The sequence below is a fragment of the Streptomyces sp. KM273126 genome (assembly GCF_004337435.2).
GTDB classification, from domain to species: domain Bacteria; phylum Actinomycetota; class Actinomycetes; order Streptomycetales; family Streptomycetaceae; genus Streptomyces; species Streptomyces acidicola.
In genome coordinates this window covers 420,858-437,613 of sequence record NZ_SJXB02000002.1, presented here as the reverse complement: position 1 = coordinate 437,613, position 16,756 = coordinate 420,858, and the positions used below count along the sequence as shown (strand labels likewise).

Annotated in this window: 13 protein-coding genes; 7 read left to right on the top strand and 6 right to left on the bottom strand. The window is 72.3% G+C overall.

Annotation, left to right across the window (positions count from 1 at the left end):
• Positions 1–133 precede the first annotated feature (133 nt).
• Genes E0500_RS32525 through E0500_RS32515 form a run of 3 tightly spaced genes read left to right on the top strand, consistent with a single transcriptional unit; the run spans position 134 to position 4,916 of the window.
• Positions 134–1,174: a MoxR family ATPase gene (locus E0500_RS32525; protein WP_131569617.1), complete on the top strand. Its 1,041-nt coding sequence runs from the start codon at positions 134–136 to the stop codon at positions 1,172–1,174.
• Positions 1,171–2,541 (top strand): DUF58 domain-containing protein, encoded by a 1,371-nt coding sequence (locus E0500_RS32520; protein WP_131569619.1) that lies wholly within the window; start codon positions 1,171–1,173, stop codon positions 2,539–2,541. The genes E0500_RS32525 and E0500_RS32520 overlap by 4 nt, the downstream gene beginning before the upstream one ends.
• Positions 2,538–4,916 carry a DUF3488 and transglutaminase-like domain-containing protein gene (locus E0500_RS32515; protein ID WP_131569621.1) on the top strand — a complete coding sequence of 793 codons (2,379 nt, stop codon included), beginning with the start codon at positions 2,538–2,540 and terminating at the stop codon, positions 4,914–4,916. Before E0500_RS32520 ends, E0500_RS32515 begins: the two co-directional genes overlap by 4 nt.
• A 541-nt stretch (positions 4,917–5,457) precedes the next feature.
• Here the strand turns inward: E0500_RS32515 and E0500_RS32510 are convergent.
• The 3 genes from E0500_RS32510 to E0500_RS32500 all read right to left on the bottom strand — a co-directional run bounded on the left by E0500_RS32510 (position 5,458) and on the right by E0500_RS32500 (position 7,807).
• Entirely contained in the window at positions 5,458–5,847 is a 390-nt protein-coding gene (locus E0500_RS32510; protein WP_131569623.1) for a DUF3040 domain-containing protein, read from the bottom strand.
• Between the two features lie 277 nt (positions 5,848–6,124).
• Positions 6,125–6,961, bottom strand: a complete 837-nt coding sequence (locus tag E0500_RS32505; RefSeq protein WP_131569625.1) for a bifunctional 2-polyprenyl-6-hydroxyphenol methylase/3-demethylubiquinol 3-O-methyltransferase UbiG — start codon at positions 6,959–6,961, stop codon at positions 6,125–6,127.
• 225 nt (positions 6,962–7,186) lie between these two features.
• Positions 7,187–7,807 (bottom strand): SAV_6107 family HEPN domain-containing protein, encoded by a 621-nt coding sequence (locus tag E0500_RS32500; protein WP_131569627.1) that lies wholly within the window; start codon positions 7,805–7,807, stop codon positions 7,187–7,189.
• Between the two features lie 190 nt (positions 7,808–7,997).
• On the opposite strand from E0500_RS32500, the gene E0500_RS32495 reads away from it, so the two are divergent.
• From E0500_RS32495 to E0500_RS32480, 4 genes are all read left to right on the top strand, one after another.
• Positions 7,998–8,798, top strand: coding sequence for an ATP-binding cassette domain-containing protein (locus E0500_RS32495; RefSeq protein ID WP_131569629.1), 801 nt, complete (start codon positions 7,998–8,000; stop codon positions 8,796–8,798).
• Positions 8,770–10,854: a YhgE/Pip family protein gene (locus tag E0500_RS32490; protein ID WP_131569631.1), complete on the top strand. Its 2,085-nt coding sequence runs from the start codon at positions 8,770–8,772 to the stop codon at positions 10,852–10,854. Before E0500_RS32495 ends, E0500_RS32490 begins: the two co-directional genes overlap by 29 nt.
• Before the next feature lie 35 nt (positions 10,855–10,889).
• Positions 10,890–11,519 carry a TetR/AcrR family transcriptional regulator gene (locus E0500_RS32485; protein WP_131569633.1) on the top strand — a complete coding sequence of 210 codons (630 nt, stop codon included), beginning with the start codon at positions 10,890–10,892 and terminating at the stop codon, positions 11,517–11,519.
• A 796-nt stretch (positions 11,520–12,315) separates the two neighbouring features.
• Positions 12,316–13,839 carry an NAD(P)/FAD-dependent oxidoreductase gene (locus tag E0500_RS32480; protein ID WP_181587309.1) on the top strand — a complete coding sequence of 508 codons (1,524 nt, stop codon included), beginning with the start codon at positions 12,316–12,318 and terminating at the stop codon, positions 13,837–13,839.
• Positions 13,840–13,986: 147 nt separating this feature from the next.
• Here E0500_RS32480 and E0500_RS32475 read toward each other — a convergent pair whose 3' ends face one another.
• From E0500_RS32475 to thiE, 3 genes are all read right to left on the bottom strand, one after another.
• Complete coding sequence (locus E0500_RS32475) at positions 13,987–14,925, bottom strand: hypothetical protein (protein ID WP_131568885.1); 939 nt, start codon at positions 14,923–14,925, stop codon at positions 13,987–13,989.
• A gap of 62 nt (positions 14,926–14,987) precedes the next feature.
• A complete protein-coding gene (metF, locus tag E0500_RS32470) occupies positions 14,988–15,911 on the bottom strand; it encodes a methylenetetrahydrofolate reductase [NAD(P)H] (RefSeq protein WP_131568887.1) in 924 nt (307 codons plus the stop codon).
• 162 nt (positions 15,912–16,073) lie between these two features.
• Positions 16,074–16,721 carry a thiamine phosphate synthase gene (thiE, locus tag E0500_RS32465; protein ID WP_131568889.1) on the bottom strand — a complete coding sequence of 216 codons (648 nt, stop codon included), beginning with the start codon at positions 16,719–16,721 and terminating at the stop codon, positions 16,074–16,076.
• Between the last annotated feature and the right edge of the window lie 35 nt (positions 16,722–16,756).

The window sequence follows — 16,756 nt, the reverse complement described above, 5'->3', positions numbered from 1 at the left end:
GAATCGGTAACGGCAGCAAGAATGCGGGTGTGGCGTCACGCGGAACTTTTCACGCGTGGTGCCCGTGTTCGGGGTGGGCCGGTCCGCATCGCAGAGCGTCGGCCCGGAGTAAGAACGGGCCGAGGAGGGCCGGGTGACGACCTATGACGATCGAGCGAGCCTTACAGATCTGACCAGCACTGTGGAGCGTGTCCGCAGTTCGGTCGAGGAAGTGATCGAGGGCAAGCCTGAGGTCGTACGGCTTTCGCTGACAGTGCTGCTCGCCGAGGGACATCTTCTGATCGAGGATGTTCCCGGCGTCGGTAAGACCATGCTCGCCAAGGCGCTGGCGCGGTCCATCGACTGCTCCGTGCGGCGAATCCAGTTCACGCCCGACCTGCTGCCGTCGGACATCACGGGCGTGTCCATCTGGGACCAGCAGCGGAAGGACTTCGAGTTCAAACCGGGGGCGATCTTCGCGCAGATCGTGATCGGCGACGAGATCAACCGCGCGTCGCCGAAGACGCAGTCCGCGCTCCTGGAGTCCATGGAGGAGCGCCAGGTCACGATCGACGGCAAGACCTACGACCTGCCGAGCCCCTTCATGGTGGTGGCGACGCAGAACCCGGTCGAGATGGAGGGCACGTACCCGCTGCCGGAGGCGCAGCGCGACCGCTTCATGGCCCGGGTCTCCGTCGGCTATCCCAGCCCGGAGGCCGAGTTGCAGATGCTCGACATCCACGGCGGGGTGTCACCGCTGGAGGACCTGCAGCCGGTGGCGCACGTGCACGAGATCGTGAAGCTGATCGAGGCCGTCCGGGGCGTGCACGTCGCTGAAACGGTCCGGCGGTACGCCGTGGACCTGGTGGGCGCCACCCGCACCCACCCCGACCTCAGACTCGGCGCCTCCCCGCGTGCCACGCTGCACCTGCTGCGCGCGGCGAAGGCCTCCGCGGCGCTGAGCGGCCGGGAGTACGCGCTGCCGGACGACGTGCAGGCCCTCGCCGTCGCCGTCCTGGCCCACCGTCTGCTGCCCACCGCCCAGGCCCAGCTGAACCGGCGTACGGCGGAGCAGGTCGTCCAGGAGATCATCCAGCGCACGCCCGTCCCGTCCGCGCCCCAGCCGCAGAACGGCTTCGGCGTGGGCCGCGGGGCGCCCGTCTATCCCCAGCAGCAGCCGCGGAGGCTTGGATGACCACCCCTGCGCAGGCGCCCGCCCCGGAGCAGGAAAAGGGCGGCCTGCGCACGGCGCTCGCCGGCCTCACCACCCGCGGGCGCTCCTTCCTGGCCGCCGGGGTCGCCGCCGCCATCTGCGCGTACGTCCTGGGGCAGAGCGATCTGCTCCGGGTCGGCCTGCTGCTGACCGTGCTGCCGCTGATCTGCGCGACCGTGCTGTACCGCACGCGCTACCGGGTCGCGGGGAGCCGGCGCCTCGCCCCCTCGCGAGTGCCCGCCGGCTCCGAGGCCCGCGTCCATCTGCGGATGGACAACATCTCGCGGTTGCCCACGGGCCTGCTGATGCTCCAGGACCGGGTGCCGTACGTGCTGGGTCCGCGGCCCCGGTTCGTCCTGGACCGGGTGGAGGCGGGCGGCCGCCGTGAGGTGTCGTACCGCGTGCGATCCGACCTGCGCGGCCGCTATCCGCTGGGGCCGCTGCAGCTGCGTCTCTCCGACCCGTTCGGGATGTGCGAGCTGACCCGCTCCTTCTCCACGTACGACACGCTCACGGTCATCCCGCGCGTGGAGCCGCTGCCGCCGGTGCGGCTCAGCGGTGAGGCGAAGGGGTACGGCGACGGGCGGCAGCGTTCGCTGGCGCTGGCCGGCGAGGACGACGTGATCCCGCGCGGGTACCGGCACGGCGACGACCTGCGCCGGGTCCACTGGCGTTCGACCGCCCGGTACGGCGAGCTGATGGTGCGCCGCGAGGAGCAGCCGCAGCGCGCCCGCTGCTCGGTGCTGCTCGACACCCGGGGACTGGCCTTCGAGGGCGCGGGCCCCGACTCGGCCTTCGAGTGGGCGGTCTCCGGCACGGCGTCGGTGCTGGTGCACTTGCTCGAACGAGGCTTCTCCGTACGGCTGTTGACGGACACGGGCAACTCGATGCCCGGCGAGGGGACCGACGGGTTCGCCGGCGCGAGCCAGGAGTCGGCCGACGCCGCAGGGCTGATGCTGGACACGCTCGCGGTGATCGACCACTCCGACGGCACGGGGCTCTCGTCGGCGTACGACATGCTGCGCGGCGGGAACGAGGGGCTGCTGGTGGCCTTCCTCGGTGACCTCGACGAGGAGCAGGCGGCCGTGGTCGGCAGGATGCGCCAGCGCAGCGGAGGGGCGGTCGCCTTCCTGCTGGACAGTGACACCTGGGGGCGTGAGCCGACCGACGTGCCCGCCCCGGGTGGGACGAACCGGAGCGAGGAGAGCCTGCGGATGCTCCAGGAGGCCGGCTGGACGGCGCTGAGCGTGCCGCGGGGCGCCGGGCTGGCGGACGTGTGGCGCCAGGCGGACCGGCAGCGCACGGGTGTGACCGCGGACAGCGGTTTCGGTACGGAGGGACGGTCATGAGCGGTCGGGCGAGGCTGGCGCTGTGCGCCTGGGCCGCCACCCTGGCGTCGGCGTGCGCGCTGCTGCCGCTGGTCGATCAGATGGCCTGGATCCTGCAGGCGGCGCTCCTGCTCGGCGTGCAGACCGTGGTGGGGGCGCTGACCCGGCGGGTGCCACTGGCGCGGCCGCTGACCGTGGCGGCGCAGGCGCTGGTCACGCTGCTGCTGCTCACGCTGGTCTTCGCCCGGCAGCAGGCCCTGATCGGGCTGATACCCGGACCGGAGGCGTTCCAGCACTTCTGGACGCTGCTGCAAAGGGGCGCGGAGGACGTCGGGAAGTACACGACCCCGGCGCCGCTGACCGACGGCATCAAGCTGATGATGGTCGGCGGTGTCCTGGTGATCGGACTCGCGGTGGACACGCTGGCGGTGACCTTCCGCACCGCCGCGCCTGCCGGTCTGCCACTGCTCGCGCTGTACTCGGTCGCCGCGGGGCTGTCCGACGACCTGGAGTGGCTGTCGTTCGTGGTCGCGGCCGCCGGCTATCTGATGCTGCTCCTCGCCGAGGGCCGTGAGCGGCTGTCGCAGTGGGGCCGGGTCTTCGGCGGGACGCCCCGCGGGCCGGGGGCGGACTCCGCGGCCGGCGCGGTGGCCCCGATCCGGACCGGGCGGCGCATCGGCGTGGTCGCGCTGGGCATCGCCCTGCTGCCGCTGCCCACACTCGACGGCGGACTGCTGGGCGCCACGGGCACGGGAGTCGGTTCGGGCTCCGGGGGCGGCGGCACGATCTCGGCGGTGAACCCGCTGGTGTCGCTGCGCGACAGCCTGAACGTGGACGAGGACCGCCAGGTCATGTCGTACCGCACCAACAGCGAGGACACCCAGGACCTGTACCTGCGGATCGTCTCCCTGGACGAGTTCGACGGCACCGCGTGGAAGCCGTCCCAGCGCCGCATCGAGGACGTCCCGGACACGTTTCCGACGCCGCTGGGTCTCGGCCCCGACATCAAGCGCACCGAGATCGAGACCCGGATTGCGGCGGCGCAGGACTACGGCCAGGACTGGCTGCCGATGCCGTACCCGGCGACCGGCGTGAACATCGAGGGCGACTGGCGGTACGAGCCGACGGGCCGCACGCTCGTCGGCGACCACGGGCAGAACACCCGGGGCGTGCGGTACACGGTCAGGAGCCTGATCGTGCAGCCGACCGCGGATCAGCTGGCCTCGGCGCCGGAGCCGCCGCCGGCTCTGAAGCGCGAGTACACCGCACTGCCGAATTCGCTGCCGCCGGTGGTCGCCCGGACGGCGCGCGACGTGACCGCGGGCTCGGCGAACAACTACGAGCGGGCGGTCAAGCTCCAGGACTGGTTCGCGGTGAGCGGCGGGTTCACGTACGACACGCAGGTGCAGGTGGGCACCGGCTCGAACGCGATAGCGCGGTTCCTCAGGGACAAGGAGGGCTTCTGCGTCCACTTCTCGTTCGCGATGGCGTCGATGGCCCGCTCGCTGGGCATACCGGCGCGGGTCGCGGTGGGCTTCACGCCGGGGTCACCGCAGCCGGACGGTTCGATGACCGTGGGGCTGCGGGACGCGCACGCATGGCCGGAGCTGTACTTCGAGGGCGTGGGCTGGACCCGCTTCGAGCCGACCCCGAACCGCGGCAGCGCGCCGTCGTACACGCAGCCGGAGGTGTCGGGCAGCACCGGTCTCCCGGACGTGGCCCGGCCCACGCAGTCGGCGTCCACGGCGCCGTCCTCCGAGCCCTCGGCCAGCGAGAGCTGCGCGGGGCGGGAGCAGCAGCTTCAGGCGTGCGCGAGCGAGTCCCCGGCGGCAGCGGCGGGGTCGGACCACGATCCCTGGCAGTGGCTCCTGTTCCTGGGTATCGCCCTGGCTGTGCTCGCGGTGCTGGCGGTGCCGCTGCTGCCGATGATGTGGCGGATGCGGGTCCGGGCCGTACGGCTCGGCGCCCACGGCCGTACACCGGAGGGTGTGGCGGCTCACACGCTGGCCGTCTGGGAAGAGGTGACCGACACGGCCTGGGACTTCGGGATCGGACCGGACGACTCCCAGACGCCCCGCAAGGCCGCCGCGCGGATCGTACGGCTCGGGCACCTCGACGAAGCGGCCACGGCGGCGGTGCACCGGCTGGCGGCGGCGGTGGAGCAGGTGCTCTACGCCCCCCGTCCCCGCCCGGCGGCGGGTCTCGCGGAGGACGCCCGCCGGATCGAGGACTCGCTCCGGGCCCATGTCAGCGGCTCCACGCGCCTGCGCGCGCTCCTGGCACCGCGTTCGACCGTCCGGGTCGTCTGGGCGGCCTCGGCCCGCTGGACGGCGCTCAAGGCCGACCTCTCGGCCCGCCGCCCGACCCTACGGCGCCCGTCGGGCCAGAACGGCTGAGTACCGGAGCACCGTACGCGCCGCCCGCCGGGGCCCACCCGGCGGGCGGCGCGCAGTCGTGTTGCGGGTGGACGGGATGCCCCGGCGGAGCTGAGGCCAAGCGGGGCGGGGTGTGGCCGAGCGCGATGAGCGCGATGAGCGCGATGAGATTGGCTGGAACTGCCCGGTGCAGAGCATGTCGCTGAGCGGGCTGGGCTGGGCTGTGCTGAGCCGGGCCGGGCGGGGCAGGCCTGTGGTCAGCGGCCCAGCGGTGTCACCGGAGTTGTCGTACTCCGGTGACGTACAGCGAGGAGGCGGTCACCGCGTCGGGCGCCGAGCCGGACATCGGTCGGGCCGGACATCGGCTGTCGGCCGCCGGAACACCGGCTGGCGTCGCAGACCGGTGTGGCTCGGACCGGTGTTGCTCGGGGAGCACCGACGGGAGCGAGTCGTCCGGCCGTCCGAGGGCCTGGCTCCCGGGCATGCACGAGGGGTGACCGCCGTTTGGGCGGTCACCCCTCGGACACGTCTGTGGTTGTGGGGGGGGGCAGAGCGGCGGAGGCTAATGGCCCTGTTCGTCGCGCCGGCGCTGCCAGCGCTGTTCGATGCGGTCCATCATGGAGCGGCGCTGTCGTGGGTGTCGACGGGCACCGGGAGCGCCGGACGGCTGCTCACCGGGCTTGGGGGCCTTGCGCCAACCGGTGACGGCGAGCACCGCGCAGCCCAGCATGACGAGGAATCCCACCACGCTGACCCAGATCTGCTGTGCGACCATTCCGGCCATGAGGAGCGCGATACCCACCAGGAAGCCCGCGACCGCCTGGTAAACCCGTCGCCGGGTGTACGTACGCAGCCCGCTTCCCTCAAGCGCTGTCGCGAACTTGGGATCTTCGGCGTACAGCGCTCGCTCCATCTGCTCGAGCATTCGCTGCTCGTGCTCCGAGAGCGGCACGGAGTCCTCCTCATCGTGCGGTCGCCGGGGCGACCCGGGGGGTCCTCTTCAGGATAGGCAGGGAATCGCCCCCGTGAAACCCGCCCCTCTACGCCAATTCGCCAACCGAAATCCGCCATGGCACTCCGATTCACTGAGGCGTACATGCCCCAGTGAGCGGCCCGTCATGCCGGACGGTCTCACCCGATCATACGGCTACGAGCGCCGGTTCGGGCGGCCTGTGGCGTACTCCATCCGCCGCCGAGCCCCTGATCAGGAACACGTCCCAGGAGGTGGCTCAGGCCTCGGTGGCTCTCTGCGTCTCACCGAGCACATGAAGCTGGGTGGCCACGGAGTGGAACGCGGGCAGCTCTGCCGCCGCGGCCTCCAGCCTGAGCAGCGCGTCCAGGGCGCCCGGCTCGGTGTCCACGAGCACTCCGGGGACCAGGTCGGCGAAGACCCGCACGCCGTGCACCGAGGCGACCCTGAGGCCCGCGCCCTCGACGAGCTCGGTCAGCTGCCCGGCGGTGAAGCGGTGCGGGACGGGGTCGCCCTCGCCCCAGCGTCCGTTCGGGTCGTCGAGCGCATGCCTGGCCTCCTTGAAGTGCCCGGCGAGGGCGCGCGCGAGCACCGCTCCGCCCAGGCCCGAGGCGAGCAGGCTGAGGACGCCCTCGGAGCGCAGCGCGGCGACCGCGTTGCCGATGCCCTCCGCGGGGTCGTCCACGTACTCCAGGACGCCGTGGCAGAGCACCGCGTCGTAGCCGCCGCGCTCGACGACGTCGAACAGGCCGTGCACGTCGCCCTGGACGCCTCGAACGCGGTCGGCGACCCCGGCCTCCGCGGCGCGGCGCTCCAGCGCGAACAGTGCGTTGGGGCTGGGGTCGACGACGGTGACGCGGTGCCCGAGACGGGCCACGGGCACCGCGAAGTTGCCGCTGCCGCCTCCGGTGTCCAGGACGTCGAGGCCTACGTGCGCGTCGCGCCCCGTGGCCTTGGCCCGGCGGTCGAGGGCGTCCTTCAGGACGTCCCAGACCACGGCGGTTCGGAGGGAAGCGCGGGGCCGGGAGGGGTCGGAGCGCAGCGACGCCGTTTGAGGGTGGTGGTGGGAGACGGGTGGGCGCATCGGGTCCGACACGGCAGTTGACTCCTCGGCGCGGCACCGCCTGCTGTACGGCGGAGCGATGGTCTTGCCTCCGCCGGTGCTCGGGGGTCACGGCGGAGAGTTGCGGGTACTCCCACCCTATTGCCTCCGGAGCCGTACCCGGCCGGGTGTCCCGTGCGGCGGACGAGGCCCCTGGGCACTGGTTCCGTGCCAGGTCACCACACGGGACGCCGAGCCCGCGGCCTGTCCCGCGACGGCTCAGCCGGCGTTCGGCACTTCCGGGCCTCCGTCCTGACCGCCCCGCCCGCCCTGCATGTCCCGCCCGCCCTGCATGTCCTGCATGCGCTGCGTGTGCCGGCTGTCCCGCCTGTCCTGCCGGGGCTGGGGCAGGACGGGCTGGAGGACCAGCAGGCGCTCGACGAGGCGGAGGAACATCGCCACGTCCCGTATCAGGTCGTCCGCGTCGCGCGCGCTCGCCGCGCCCCGGATGCCGGCCTCGGCGCGGGCGCGGCGGGCGGCTCCGGAGGCGAACAGCGCGCTCCACTCGGCGAGTTCGGGCGCGATCTCGGGGAGCACTTCCCAGGCGCTCCGGATCTTGGCGCGGCGCCGCGCGGTGGGCTCCGGGCGGCCCCGGGCGGCGAGCACGGCGGCAGCGGTGCGCAGGGCGGCCAGATGGGCCGTGGCGTACCGCTCGTTGGGGGTCTCCAGCAGGGTCGCCTCGTCGAGGCCGGTTCGTGCCTGGGCGAGCAGGTCGAGGGCGGCGGGCGGGGCGGTCGCCCGGCGGAGCACGGGGTGCACGTCGCTCGCCGGGCCGGTCAGTGAGGGGGCAGGGCCGGTGGCGCGGCGCCGAGGGACGGCGGCTGCGTGGTGGCTGGCCATGACGGACCTCCTGTCGTCTGCGTGACGGCACTGTGGCCGTATGTGCCCATCGTGAGGTATGGCACTGACAATCCGTTCTGACCTGGGATTTTGCTTCGCTCGCAGGTTCGGAGTAGTTTTTGCACTGACCAGTCAGTTCAAAAATCGGGAGGCCGTGACCAGGCCTCCGGTTCAGCGCAGCGAGGGGGACATGGACGAGCCTGATGCGCCTCGGGAAGCAGCGGGAATCGCCGTCGGGGCAGCGGACTTCGGACTCAGGGGGCCGCGCGGCTGGGCGTTCCGGGGGCTCGGCTTCCACGCGGAGCCCGGCTCGCTCGTCGCGATCCAGGGACCGTCCGGGTCCGGCCGCACCTGTCTGTTGCTGGCCCTCACCGGCCGGATGAAGCCCGGCGAGGGGCACGCCACGGTCGGCCCGCACCGGCTGCCCGGGGGCATGTCCGCGGTACGCCGGATCAGCGCGCTCGCCCACGTCCCGGGGATCACCGACCTGGACCCGGCGCTGACCGTCGGCGAGCACCTGCGCGAACGGGCGCTGCTGGAGCGGAGGTTCGGGGGTTCCGTACGTGGTTCCCTACGGGAACTCATGCGGCCGCGCGCCGAGCGTGTCGCTGACGCGAAGGCCCGTATCGACGACGCGTCGGCCGCCGCCGGACTCGACCTGACGGCACTGCCCAAGGGCGTCCGGACCGCCGTACGTGATCTGGAGCGGCTTCAGGCGCTGCGGCTGTCGGTCGCGCTGGCTCTGATCGGACGCCCCCGCCTCCTCGGCGTGGACGACACCGACCTGAAGCTCTCGGATGCCGAACGGGCCGAGGCCTGGGCCCTGTTGGGGTCGGTCACCGAGTCCGGGACCACGGTGGTGGCGGTCTGCAGCGAGGCACCCGAAGGCGCCGTGGTCGTGTCCACGCGGCAGAACGACAGCAACGACAGCAGAGCACAGAACGACGACGAGGAGACGGCCGATGCGCTCGCCGAAGCTGGCCACGCTTGAGCTCAGGCGGTTCGGCAGGGGGAAGCTCCCGCGCGCGGCACTGGTCTCGCTCCTGCTGCTGCCGCTGCTGTACGGCGCGCTGTACCTGTGGTCGTTCTGGGACCCGTACGGCCGCCTCGACCGCGTCCCTGTGGCGCTGGTGAACGACGACAAGGGGACGACCACCGGCGGAGAGAAGCTCACGACGGGCGACGACATCGCCGAGAAGCTGCTCGACAGCGATGTCTTCGACTGGCGCGAGGTGAGCGCCGAGGAGGCCCGTGAGGGCGTCGAGGACGGCACGTACTACCTGTCGCTGACCATGCCGTCGGACTTCAGCGAGCGGATCGCGTCCAGCTCCGGGGACTCCCCCGAGACGGGCGCCCTCCAGGTGCGTACGAACGACGCGAACAACTACGTCGTCGGGCAGATCTCCCGGACGGTGTTCTCGGAGGTGCGCACGGCCGCGTCCACGAAGGCGTCGCGGTCCTTCCTGGACCGGATCTTCATCTCGTTCTCCGGCATCCACGCCGAGACGGAGAAGGCCGCGAAGGGCGCCGACGACCTCAAGGACGGCATCGGGAAGGCCGAGAAGGGCTCCGAGGACCTCGCGGACGGCCTGAAGGACGCCAAGGAGGGCAGCGGCGCGCTGTCGAACGGCCTGAGCAGGCTCGGCCGCGGTGCCGACGCCCTGGAGCAGGGTTCCCGGCAGGTCGCGGACGGCACCCGGGCGCTCGCCGGGACGGTGAGCGGAACCGCGGACCAGGTACGGCCCTTCCTGAAGGACGACGGCCGGACGATCGCCGCCACCGCCACCCTGGTGGCCGACTCGGCCGGCGTCATCCGTGACCACCTCGACGCCTTCGTGAAGACGGCCCCGGCCGCGGAGAGCGGCACCCGTACGGCGTCCGAGACGCTGAACGGTGTCCACGCGAGGCGCTGCGAGCAGCAGCCCGTGCCCGATCCGGCCTGCGGCGACCTGAAGAAGGCACGGGACGCGGCCGCCGAGGCGGCGCGGCTCGCCGCGGACGTCAACACGGTGGTGCAGGACTACGACGGCGACATGAAGGCCCTCGACAAGGACCTGGCGACTCTCCAGCGGCAGGCCAAGGCCCTCGCCAAGGCGGCACCCCACCTCTCCGAGGACCTCGACGACGCCGTCTCCAAGGTGAACGCCCTCCACGAGGGCGCCGCGAAGGTCGCCAGGGGCGCGCGGGCGCTGCACACCGGCCTCGGTACGGCGCAGACGGGCGCGGCCGACCTGGACTCGGGTGTCGGCAAGCTGTCCTCGGGCGCGACCGATCTCACGGGCGGCATGTACAAGCTGTCCGACGGCTCCGGGAAGCTCGCCGGCGGGCTGCGCGACGGGGCGGAGCAGATCCCCGACTACGACCAGCAGGACCGCGACCAGCGAACCGAGGTGATGGCCGACCCGGTGCAGCTGGCCTCCAGGGACCTGCACAAGGCACCCAACTACGGCACCGGTTTCGCCCCGTACTTCATCCCGCTGTCCCTGTGGGTGGGCGCGATGGTGGCGTACATGCTGATCCAGCCGCTCAACCGGCGTGCGCTCGCCGCGGGCGCCTCGGCGTGGCGTATCGCGCTGGCGGGCTGGCTGCCGGTGGCCGCCCTGGGGGTGCTGCAGACGGTCGCCCTCATGGCGGTCCTCCACTGGGCCGTCGGTCTTGAGCCCGCGCGGGCGGCCGGGACGATGGGCTTCCTGTTTATTGTGACGGCGTGCTTCGCGGCGATCGTGCAGTGGCTGAACGCGCGCTTCGGGGCGGCGGGCCGGATCCTCGTCCTGGCCGTGCTGATGCTCCAGTTGACGTCGGCGGGCGGCACGTACCCCGTGCAGACCAGCCCGGACTTCTTCAACGCGATCCACCCCTTCCTGCCGATGAGTTACGTCGTGGAGGCCCTCAGGAGGCTCGTCACCGGCGGTGATCTGTCCCCGGTCCGGCAGGCGTGCGCCGTCCTCGCGGCCTTCACCGCGGGCGCGCTCGCGCTGACCGCCCTGTCGGCCCGCCGCAAACAGGTGTGGACCCTCGACCGGTTGCATCCCGAGCTGAGTCTGTGACGGCGCGGGGCACCCGCTGCTGTGAGAATCAAGGCATGGAAAGCAGCACCGTCACGGGCGGCGGCAGCAGCCGCCGTGAGGCGACCCGGCAGAAGCTCTACGAGGCGGCCGTCACGCTGATCGCGGAACAGGGGTTCTCCGCCACCACGGTGGACGAGATCGCCGAGCGGGCCGGGGTCGCGAAGGGCACGGTCTACTACAACTTCGCCAGCAAATCGGTCCTCTTCGAGGAGTTGCTGCGGCACGGAGTGGGGCTCCTCACCGCCTCCCTACGGGAGGCGGCGGAGAAGACGGCGAAGGACGGCGGGGGGACGGTCGACGCCCTCGACGCGATGATCCGGGCCGGGCTCGTCTTCATCGAACGCTATCCGGCGTTCACGCAGCTGTACGTGGCCGAGCTGTGGCGCACCAACCGGGCCTGGCAGTCCACGCTGATGGTCGTCCGGCAGGAGGCGGTCGCCGTCGTCGAGGGCGTGCTGCGGGAGGGTGTGGAGCGCGGTGAGCTGAGCGACGAGCTCGATGTTCCGCTGACCGCGGCCGCGCTGGTGGGCATGGTCCTGGTGGCGGCGCTGGACTGGCAGTCGTTCCAGCCGGAGCGGTCCCTGGACGACGTCCACGCGGCGCTGTCCAGGCTCCTCCAGGGGCGGGTGAGCGGCACGCGGTAGCCAGTCGCGCGAGTACCGGGTAACGACGAAAGCGCCGGTCCGCTGTGGCCAGCGTCCCCCGCGGGCCACCTCGAACCGGCGCTTCGCCGTACCCCCGTACCCCCGTGGTTTCCCCGTACGGTCGCCCCCGGGTTTCCCCCGTGCCTCGCTCCCGCCGACTCGTGGTGACTCGTCGGCGGAAGGAGCGGTCAAGGGCGGGAGCCGTTCCGCCGCCCCGTGTCGGCGGTGCCGGATCCGCGCCCCTTTCCGTGTCTCCACTCTCTCGTTCGCGCAGGTCGCGACCCATCCGCGCGCGTACTCAACTCATCGGCTAGGTACGGATACTCAGTCCTCCGCGCTCATCCTCAGAACACACCGTTGCCGACTGGTGACGATCGCGTCCGCTTCCGTACTCTGCGGGTGGGGGCTTGGATCTCGCCCCCGCCGCCCCTACCCGTCCCATCCATGGGGGCTGCCGCCCCCAGACCCCCGTTGGCGGGGTGGGGTGGAGCATGTGCAGGTGGGTGGAGCATGTGCGGGTGGGTGGGTGGTTCATCGGGCTGACGGCCTCGTCCTCAAACGCCGGACGGGCTGGTGGCACCTGGCCTCGACTGAAGATCCCCAGCCGGAAGACCTCAGCGCCGGCCGACGAAAACCTGGCCGCGCCCGCACATTTCGGCCCTGGAGGTTTCAGTGGGGCGTAGCCCCTGGCTGGGGCGGAGGGGCCGTGCCCCGGAAGGGGACGGGTAGGGGGCGGCGGGGGCGAGATACCAGGGCGGTCGGGTGGGTGTCGGTGGTGGTCGATAAAGTCGTCGGCATGGGACGGATCGCGGTGATCGGCGCCGGGATGGGCGCGATGGCGGCCGCCGCCCGGCTGGCCATCGCAGGGCACCGGGTAGCGGTCTACGAGCGGGCGGAAACGTACGGCGGGGCCGTGGCCCGGTTCGAGCGGGACGGCTTCGCCTTCGACACCGGCCCCGGCCTGCTGCCACTCCCCGCGGTCTACCGCGACCTGTTCCTCAAGACGGGCAAGCAGCCCCTTGAGGAATGTGTGGACCTGGTCCAGGTGGACCCGGCGTCACGGCACGTGTTCCCGGACGGCACGGACGTCCTGCTGCCCAACGCCTCACGCGCCGGCTCGGTCGGCGCGCTTAACACGGCCCTCGGATCGGGCGCGGGCGACCGTTGGGGCGACTTCCTGGTGCGGGCGCGCGAGGCCTGGGACCGGACGCGCCGCCCCCTCCTGGAGGAGCCCCTCTGGTCGGACTGGCAGGTGCTCGGCGAGCGCGAGCCGTACCCCTCGGTGCCCCACAAGCGTCTGCTACGCACCCGCCGGGCGAGCACCCTGGACGAGATCGCCGCCTGGGAGCTGCGCGACCCCCGCCTCACCGCTCTCCTGGACGGCCACGCGCTGGCGTACGGCCTGGATCCCCGGACCACCCCGGCGAGCGCGACCGTGCTGCCGTACATGGAGCACGCCTTCGGCACCTGGTATGTGCGGGGAGGCATACGGGAGTTGGCGCGTGCTGTGTACGAGCGGTGCCTGGCTCGCCGGGTGGAGTTCGTCTTCGGCGCCGAGGTCACCGGGATCGTCGAGAAGGACGGGCGGGCGGCCGGGCTGGAGCTCGCCGACGGGACGGTCACCGAGGCGGACCACGTGGTCGCGGGCGTGGATCCCGTGCGGCTGAGTGCTCTCACCGAGCGTGTGCTGCAGGAGGGAGGAGACGTACGCCCGGACCGGGTGTCGCCGTCCCTCGGGCGGTTCACCGTGCTGCTGGCCCTGCGCGGGGGTCGCGAGACGGGAGGCGCGCACCGCACGGTCGTGCACACACCGGACCGCACGGCCGAGTTGGACCACGTCAGCCGCCCCGCCGGCACAGCTGGCACCGCCGAGCCGGCGCGTCCCACGGTGACGGTGCTGCGTCCGGACGACCCGGCCCTGCGCCCGGACGACGAGCACGAGTCCGTGGTCCTGTCGGCTGCGGCACCGGCCGGAGACGGCTGGGCGTCGGGCGGCATGGCCGAGCGGTTCGCGGACCTCCTCGTCGCCGCCGCCGAGGCTGCCGTGCCCCGGCTGCGCGAGCGTCTCCTGTGGCGCGAGGTGCGCACACCGGGCCACAACGCCCAGGAGACCGGCGTCGAAAGCGGTGCCGTACCGCCACCCGCGCTCGCCGCGGCCGACGGCCGTTTCCTGCACCCGGCCAACACGACACGCTTCCCCGGGCTGTACCTGGTCGGCGGCTGGGCGCACCCCGGCGGCGGTCTGCCGCACGCGGGCATGTCGGGCGCCCTGGTCTCGGGCCTGATCGTGGAGGGACAGGACTTCCGGGGGTCTCAGTGACGCCCGCCCCGAAGTGCCGCTGGTACCGGTTCCGCTAGTCCGGTACCGCTGGTGCCGGTGCCGGTGCCGGTGCCGGTGCCGGTGCCGGTGCCGGTGCCGGTGCCGGTGCCGGTGCCGGTGCCGGTGCCGGTGCCGGTGCCGGTGCCGCTAGTACCTGTACCGCTGCTCGTCGTACCCGTTCCCGCCCCCGCCGTTCCCCTGGGCGTTGCCGTGGCCGTTGCCCTGGTACGGATACGGCTGCTCCGGCGGGAGTTCGCCGCTCAGCGGGTCGTCGGTGGTGCGCTGCTGCGGGACCCACACGCCGCCCGGCGGGGTCTCGCCGTATCCGCCGGTGGCGTACTGGTCCTGGCCGTAGCCCTGCTGGCCGTACGCCTGCTGGCCGCCATAGGCGTTGTCGTACGTGGTGCCGCCGTAGGACTGTGCGCCGTTGTACGGGTCGGAGTAGGCGGCGTACTGCTGCTGCGCCTGGTCGTAGCCGTACTGCTGCTGGTCGTAATCGGAGTAGCCCTCGTACCCGAAGGCCTGGTCCTGGGACTGGGCCTGAGCGGCGGCCGCGTAGGACGGGTCGGTGGCGGCTGCGTAGGCGGCGTCGTTGTAGACGCCGTAGGTGCCGGTCTCGTCGGGCATGGGCTGCGGCGAGTAGACGGTGGTCTCGGCCGGGGAGGCGGGCCGCTGGGGGCGGGCGAAGACGTCGTCGTCGCCGTCGGGTCCGTCGTCCTGGCGGTACGTTCCGGCAGTTGTCGTCTGGAGGTCGGGGACCTCCAGGTCGGGCACCTCGGGCACATCGGGGTCCGGCTCGCCGCGACCGCGCTTGCCGCTGCCGTCCTCACCCGGGCGCTTGAAGGCCCAGCCGGCCTCGAAGCCGCGGCGGAAGGACAGCGTGACGAACGTCTGCCCGACCGCGAAGGCGGCGGCGCCGAGGCCGATGACCACGACGTTGGCCATCAGGACGCCGAGGACGACACCGAGGAAGCCCGCGAAGGCGAGCAGCCGCCAGCGCAGCCTCGCCTTGTACTGCAGCAGCACCTCGCCGAGCAGCCACAGCGCGACGATGCCGAACGCGATGTAGAGGATCGTCCAGCCCATGTACGCCACTCTCCCTGCGGCCGTGGCCGCTCTGCCCTTTTTAGTCGTACGCGGCTCAGGTCTCAGGCCTGCGGTGGATGGTGCAGACCGAGATTCTCGTAGATTTCCAGCGTCGCGGTCGAGTTGTTGAGCGTGATGAAGTGCAGTCCGGGGACTCCCTCGTCCAGCAGCCTCGCGCAGAACTCCGTTGCGAACTCGATGCCAATGGAGCGTACAGCGGCCGGATCGTCTTTGGCTGTGAGGATCCGCTCTTTCAGGGCGGCCGGGAACGAAGCGTTGCTGAGCTGCGGCAACCGTTCCAGCATCTTCACACTAGTGACCGGCATGACTTCGGGGATCACCGGGGTCGTACAGCCGGCCGCGGCGACACGGTCACGCAGCCGCAGATACGACTCGGGGTGGAAGAACATCTGCGTGATCGCGTAGTCGGCACCGGCCCGGCACTTGTCGACGAAGTGGCTGACGTCGGTGTCCCAGTCCGCGGAGCGCGGGTGCATCTCCGGGAAGGCCGCGACGCCCACGCAGAAGTCGCCCGACTCCTTGATGAGCCCGACGAGTTCCGCCGCGTACGTCAGTCCCTGCGGGTGCGGCACCCAGGCGCCCATGGGGTCGCCCGGCGGGTCGCCGCGGACCGCGAGCATGTTGCGGATACCGGCGTCGGCGTACTGGCCGATGATGTTGCGCAGCTCCGCTTTGGAGTGGTTGACGGCGGTGAGGTGGGCGACCGGGGTGAGCGTGGTGTCGGAGGCGATCTGCTCGGTCGCCTTCACGGTGCCGGAGCGGGTGGAGCCGCCCGCGCCGTACGTCACGGAGACGAAGCTGGGGGCGACCGCCTCGACCCTGCGGAGGGCGTTCCACAGGTTGCGCTCGCCCTTCGCGGTCTTGGGGGCCCAGAACTCGAAGGAGTACGTGGTCCTGCCGTCGGCGAGCATGTCACGCACGGTAGGCGCGCGGTCAGTCCTGGTGGACGCGGTTCCTAGGGCCATACCGGCAGGTTAGCCAGGCCGGGCCGGTCCCCCAACCAGAGCAGGGATTTTCGCCCCGTTTCATCCGCTTGCTGTCCAGCCCTCGGACAGTGGGCCGACAGCCAGGACGGCCGTGCTCGTCGGACTACGCGCCGGACACCGCCGGGCACGGTCCGTCGCGGGCTACGCCGCGCGCAGGCGCTTGGCGAACTCGGACGCCGCCGCTCCGGGGTCGTCGGCCTCGGTGATCGCGCGGACGACCACGACGCGGCGGGCGCCCGCGTCGAGGACCTCGTCGATGTTGCCGAGGTCGATGCCGCCGATGGCGAACCAGGGACGGTCGGTGGCGAGGTCCGCGGTGTACCGGACCAGTCCGAGGCCGGGGGCGCGGCGGCCGGGCTTGGTGGGAGTGGGCCAGCAGGGGCCGGTGCAGAAGTAGTCCACGCCGTCCTGGACGGCGGCAGCGGCGGCCTCCGCCTCGGCGTGGGTGGAGCGGCCGATGAGGACGTCGCCGCCGAGGATGGCGCGGGCTGCCGGGACCGGGAGGTCCCCCTGTCCCAGGTGCAGCACGTCGGAGCGGACGGCGTGAGCGACGTCCGCCCGGTCGTTCACGGCGAGGAGCCTGCCGTGGCGCCGGCAGGCGTCGGCGAACACCTGGAGGTGCTCCAGTTCCTCCGCGGCCTCCATGCCCTTGTCACGAAGCTGCACGATGTCGACGCCGCCGGCGAGGACCGCGTCCAGGAACTCCGGCAGGTCGCCCTGGCGCCTGCGGGCGTCCGTGCAGAGGTAGACGCGGGCGTCGGCGAGCTGTCGGCGGGCGGTGTCGGGCACGGTGGGCTCCCCCGTTGTCGATGGCGTACGGCGTA

Bases quoted from the DNA above. Each gene is read 5' to 3' on its own strand.
- E0500_RS32475 (WP_131568885.1), bottom strand. From the start codon at position 14,925: ATGGGCTGGACGATCCTCTACATCGCGTTCGGCATCGTCGCGCTGTGG.
- metF (WP_131568887.1), bottom strand. From the start codon at position 15,911: ATGGCCCTAGGAACCGCGTCCACCAGGACTGACCGCGCGCCTACCGTG.
- E0500_RS32480 (WP_181587309.1), top strand. From the start codon at position 12,316: ATGGGACGGATCGCGGTGATCGGCGCCGGGATGGGCGCGATGGCGGCC.
- E0500_RS32495 (WP_131569629.1), top strand. From the start codon at position 7,998: ATGGACGAGCCTGATGCGCCTCGGGAAGCAGCGGGAATCGCCGTCGGG.
- E0500_RS32515 (WP_131569621.1), top strand. From the start codon at position 2,538: ATGAGCGGTCGGGCGAGGCTGGCGCTGTGCGCCTGGGCCGCCACCCTG.
- E0500_RS32490 (WP_131569631.1), top strand. From the start codon at position 8,770: ATGCGCTCGCCGAAGCTGGCCACGCTTGAGCTCAGGCGGTTCGGCAGG.
- E0500_RS32520 (WP_131569619.1), top strand. From the start codon at position 1,171: ATGACCACCCCTGCGCAGGCGCCCGCCCCGGAGCAGGAAAAGGGCGGC.
- E0500_RS32500 (WP_131569627.1), bottom strand. From the start codon at position 7,807: ATGGCCAGCCACCACGCAGCCGCCGTCCCTCGGCGCCGCGCCACCGGC.
- E0500_RS32485 (WP_131569633.1), top strand. From the start codon at position 10,890: ATGGAAAGCAGCACCGTCACGGGCGGCGGCAGCAGCCGCCGTGAGGCG.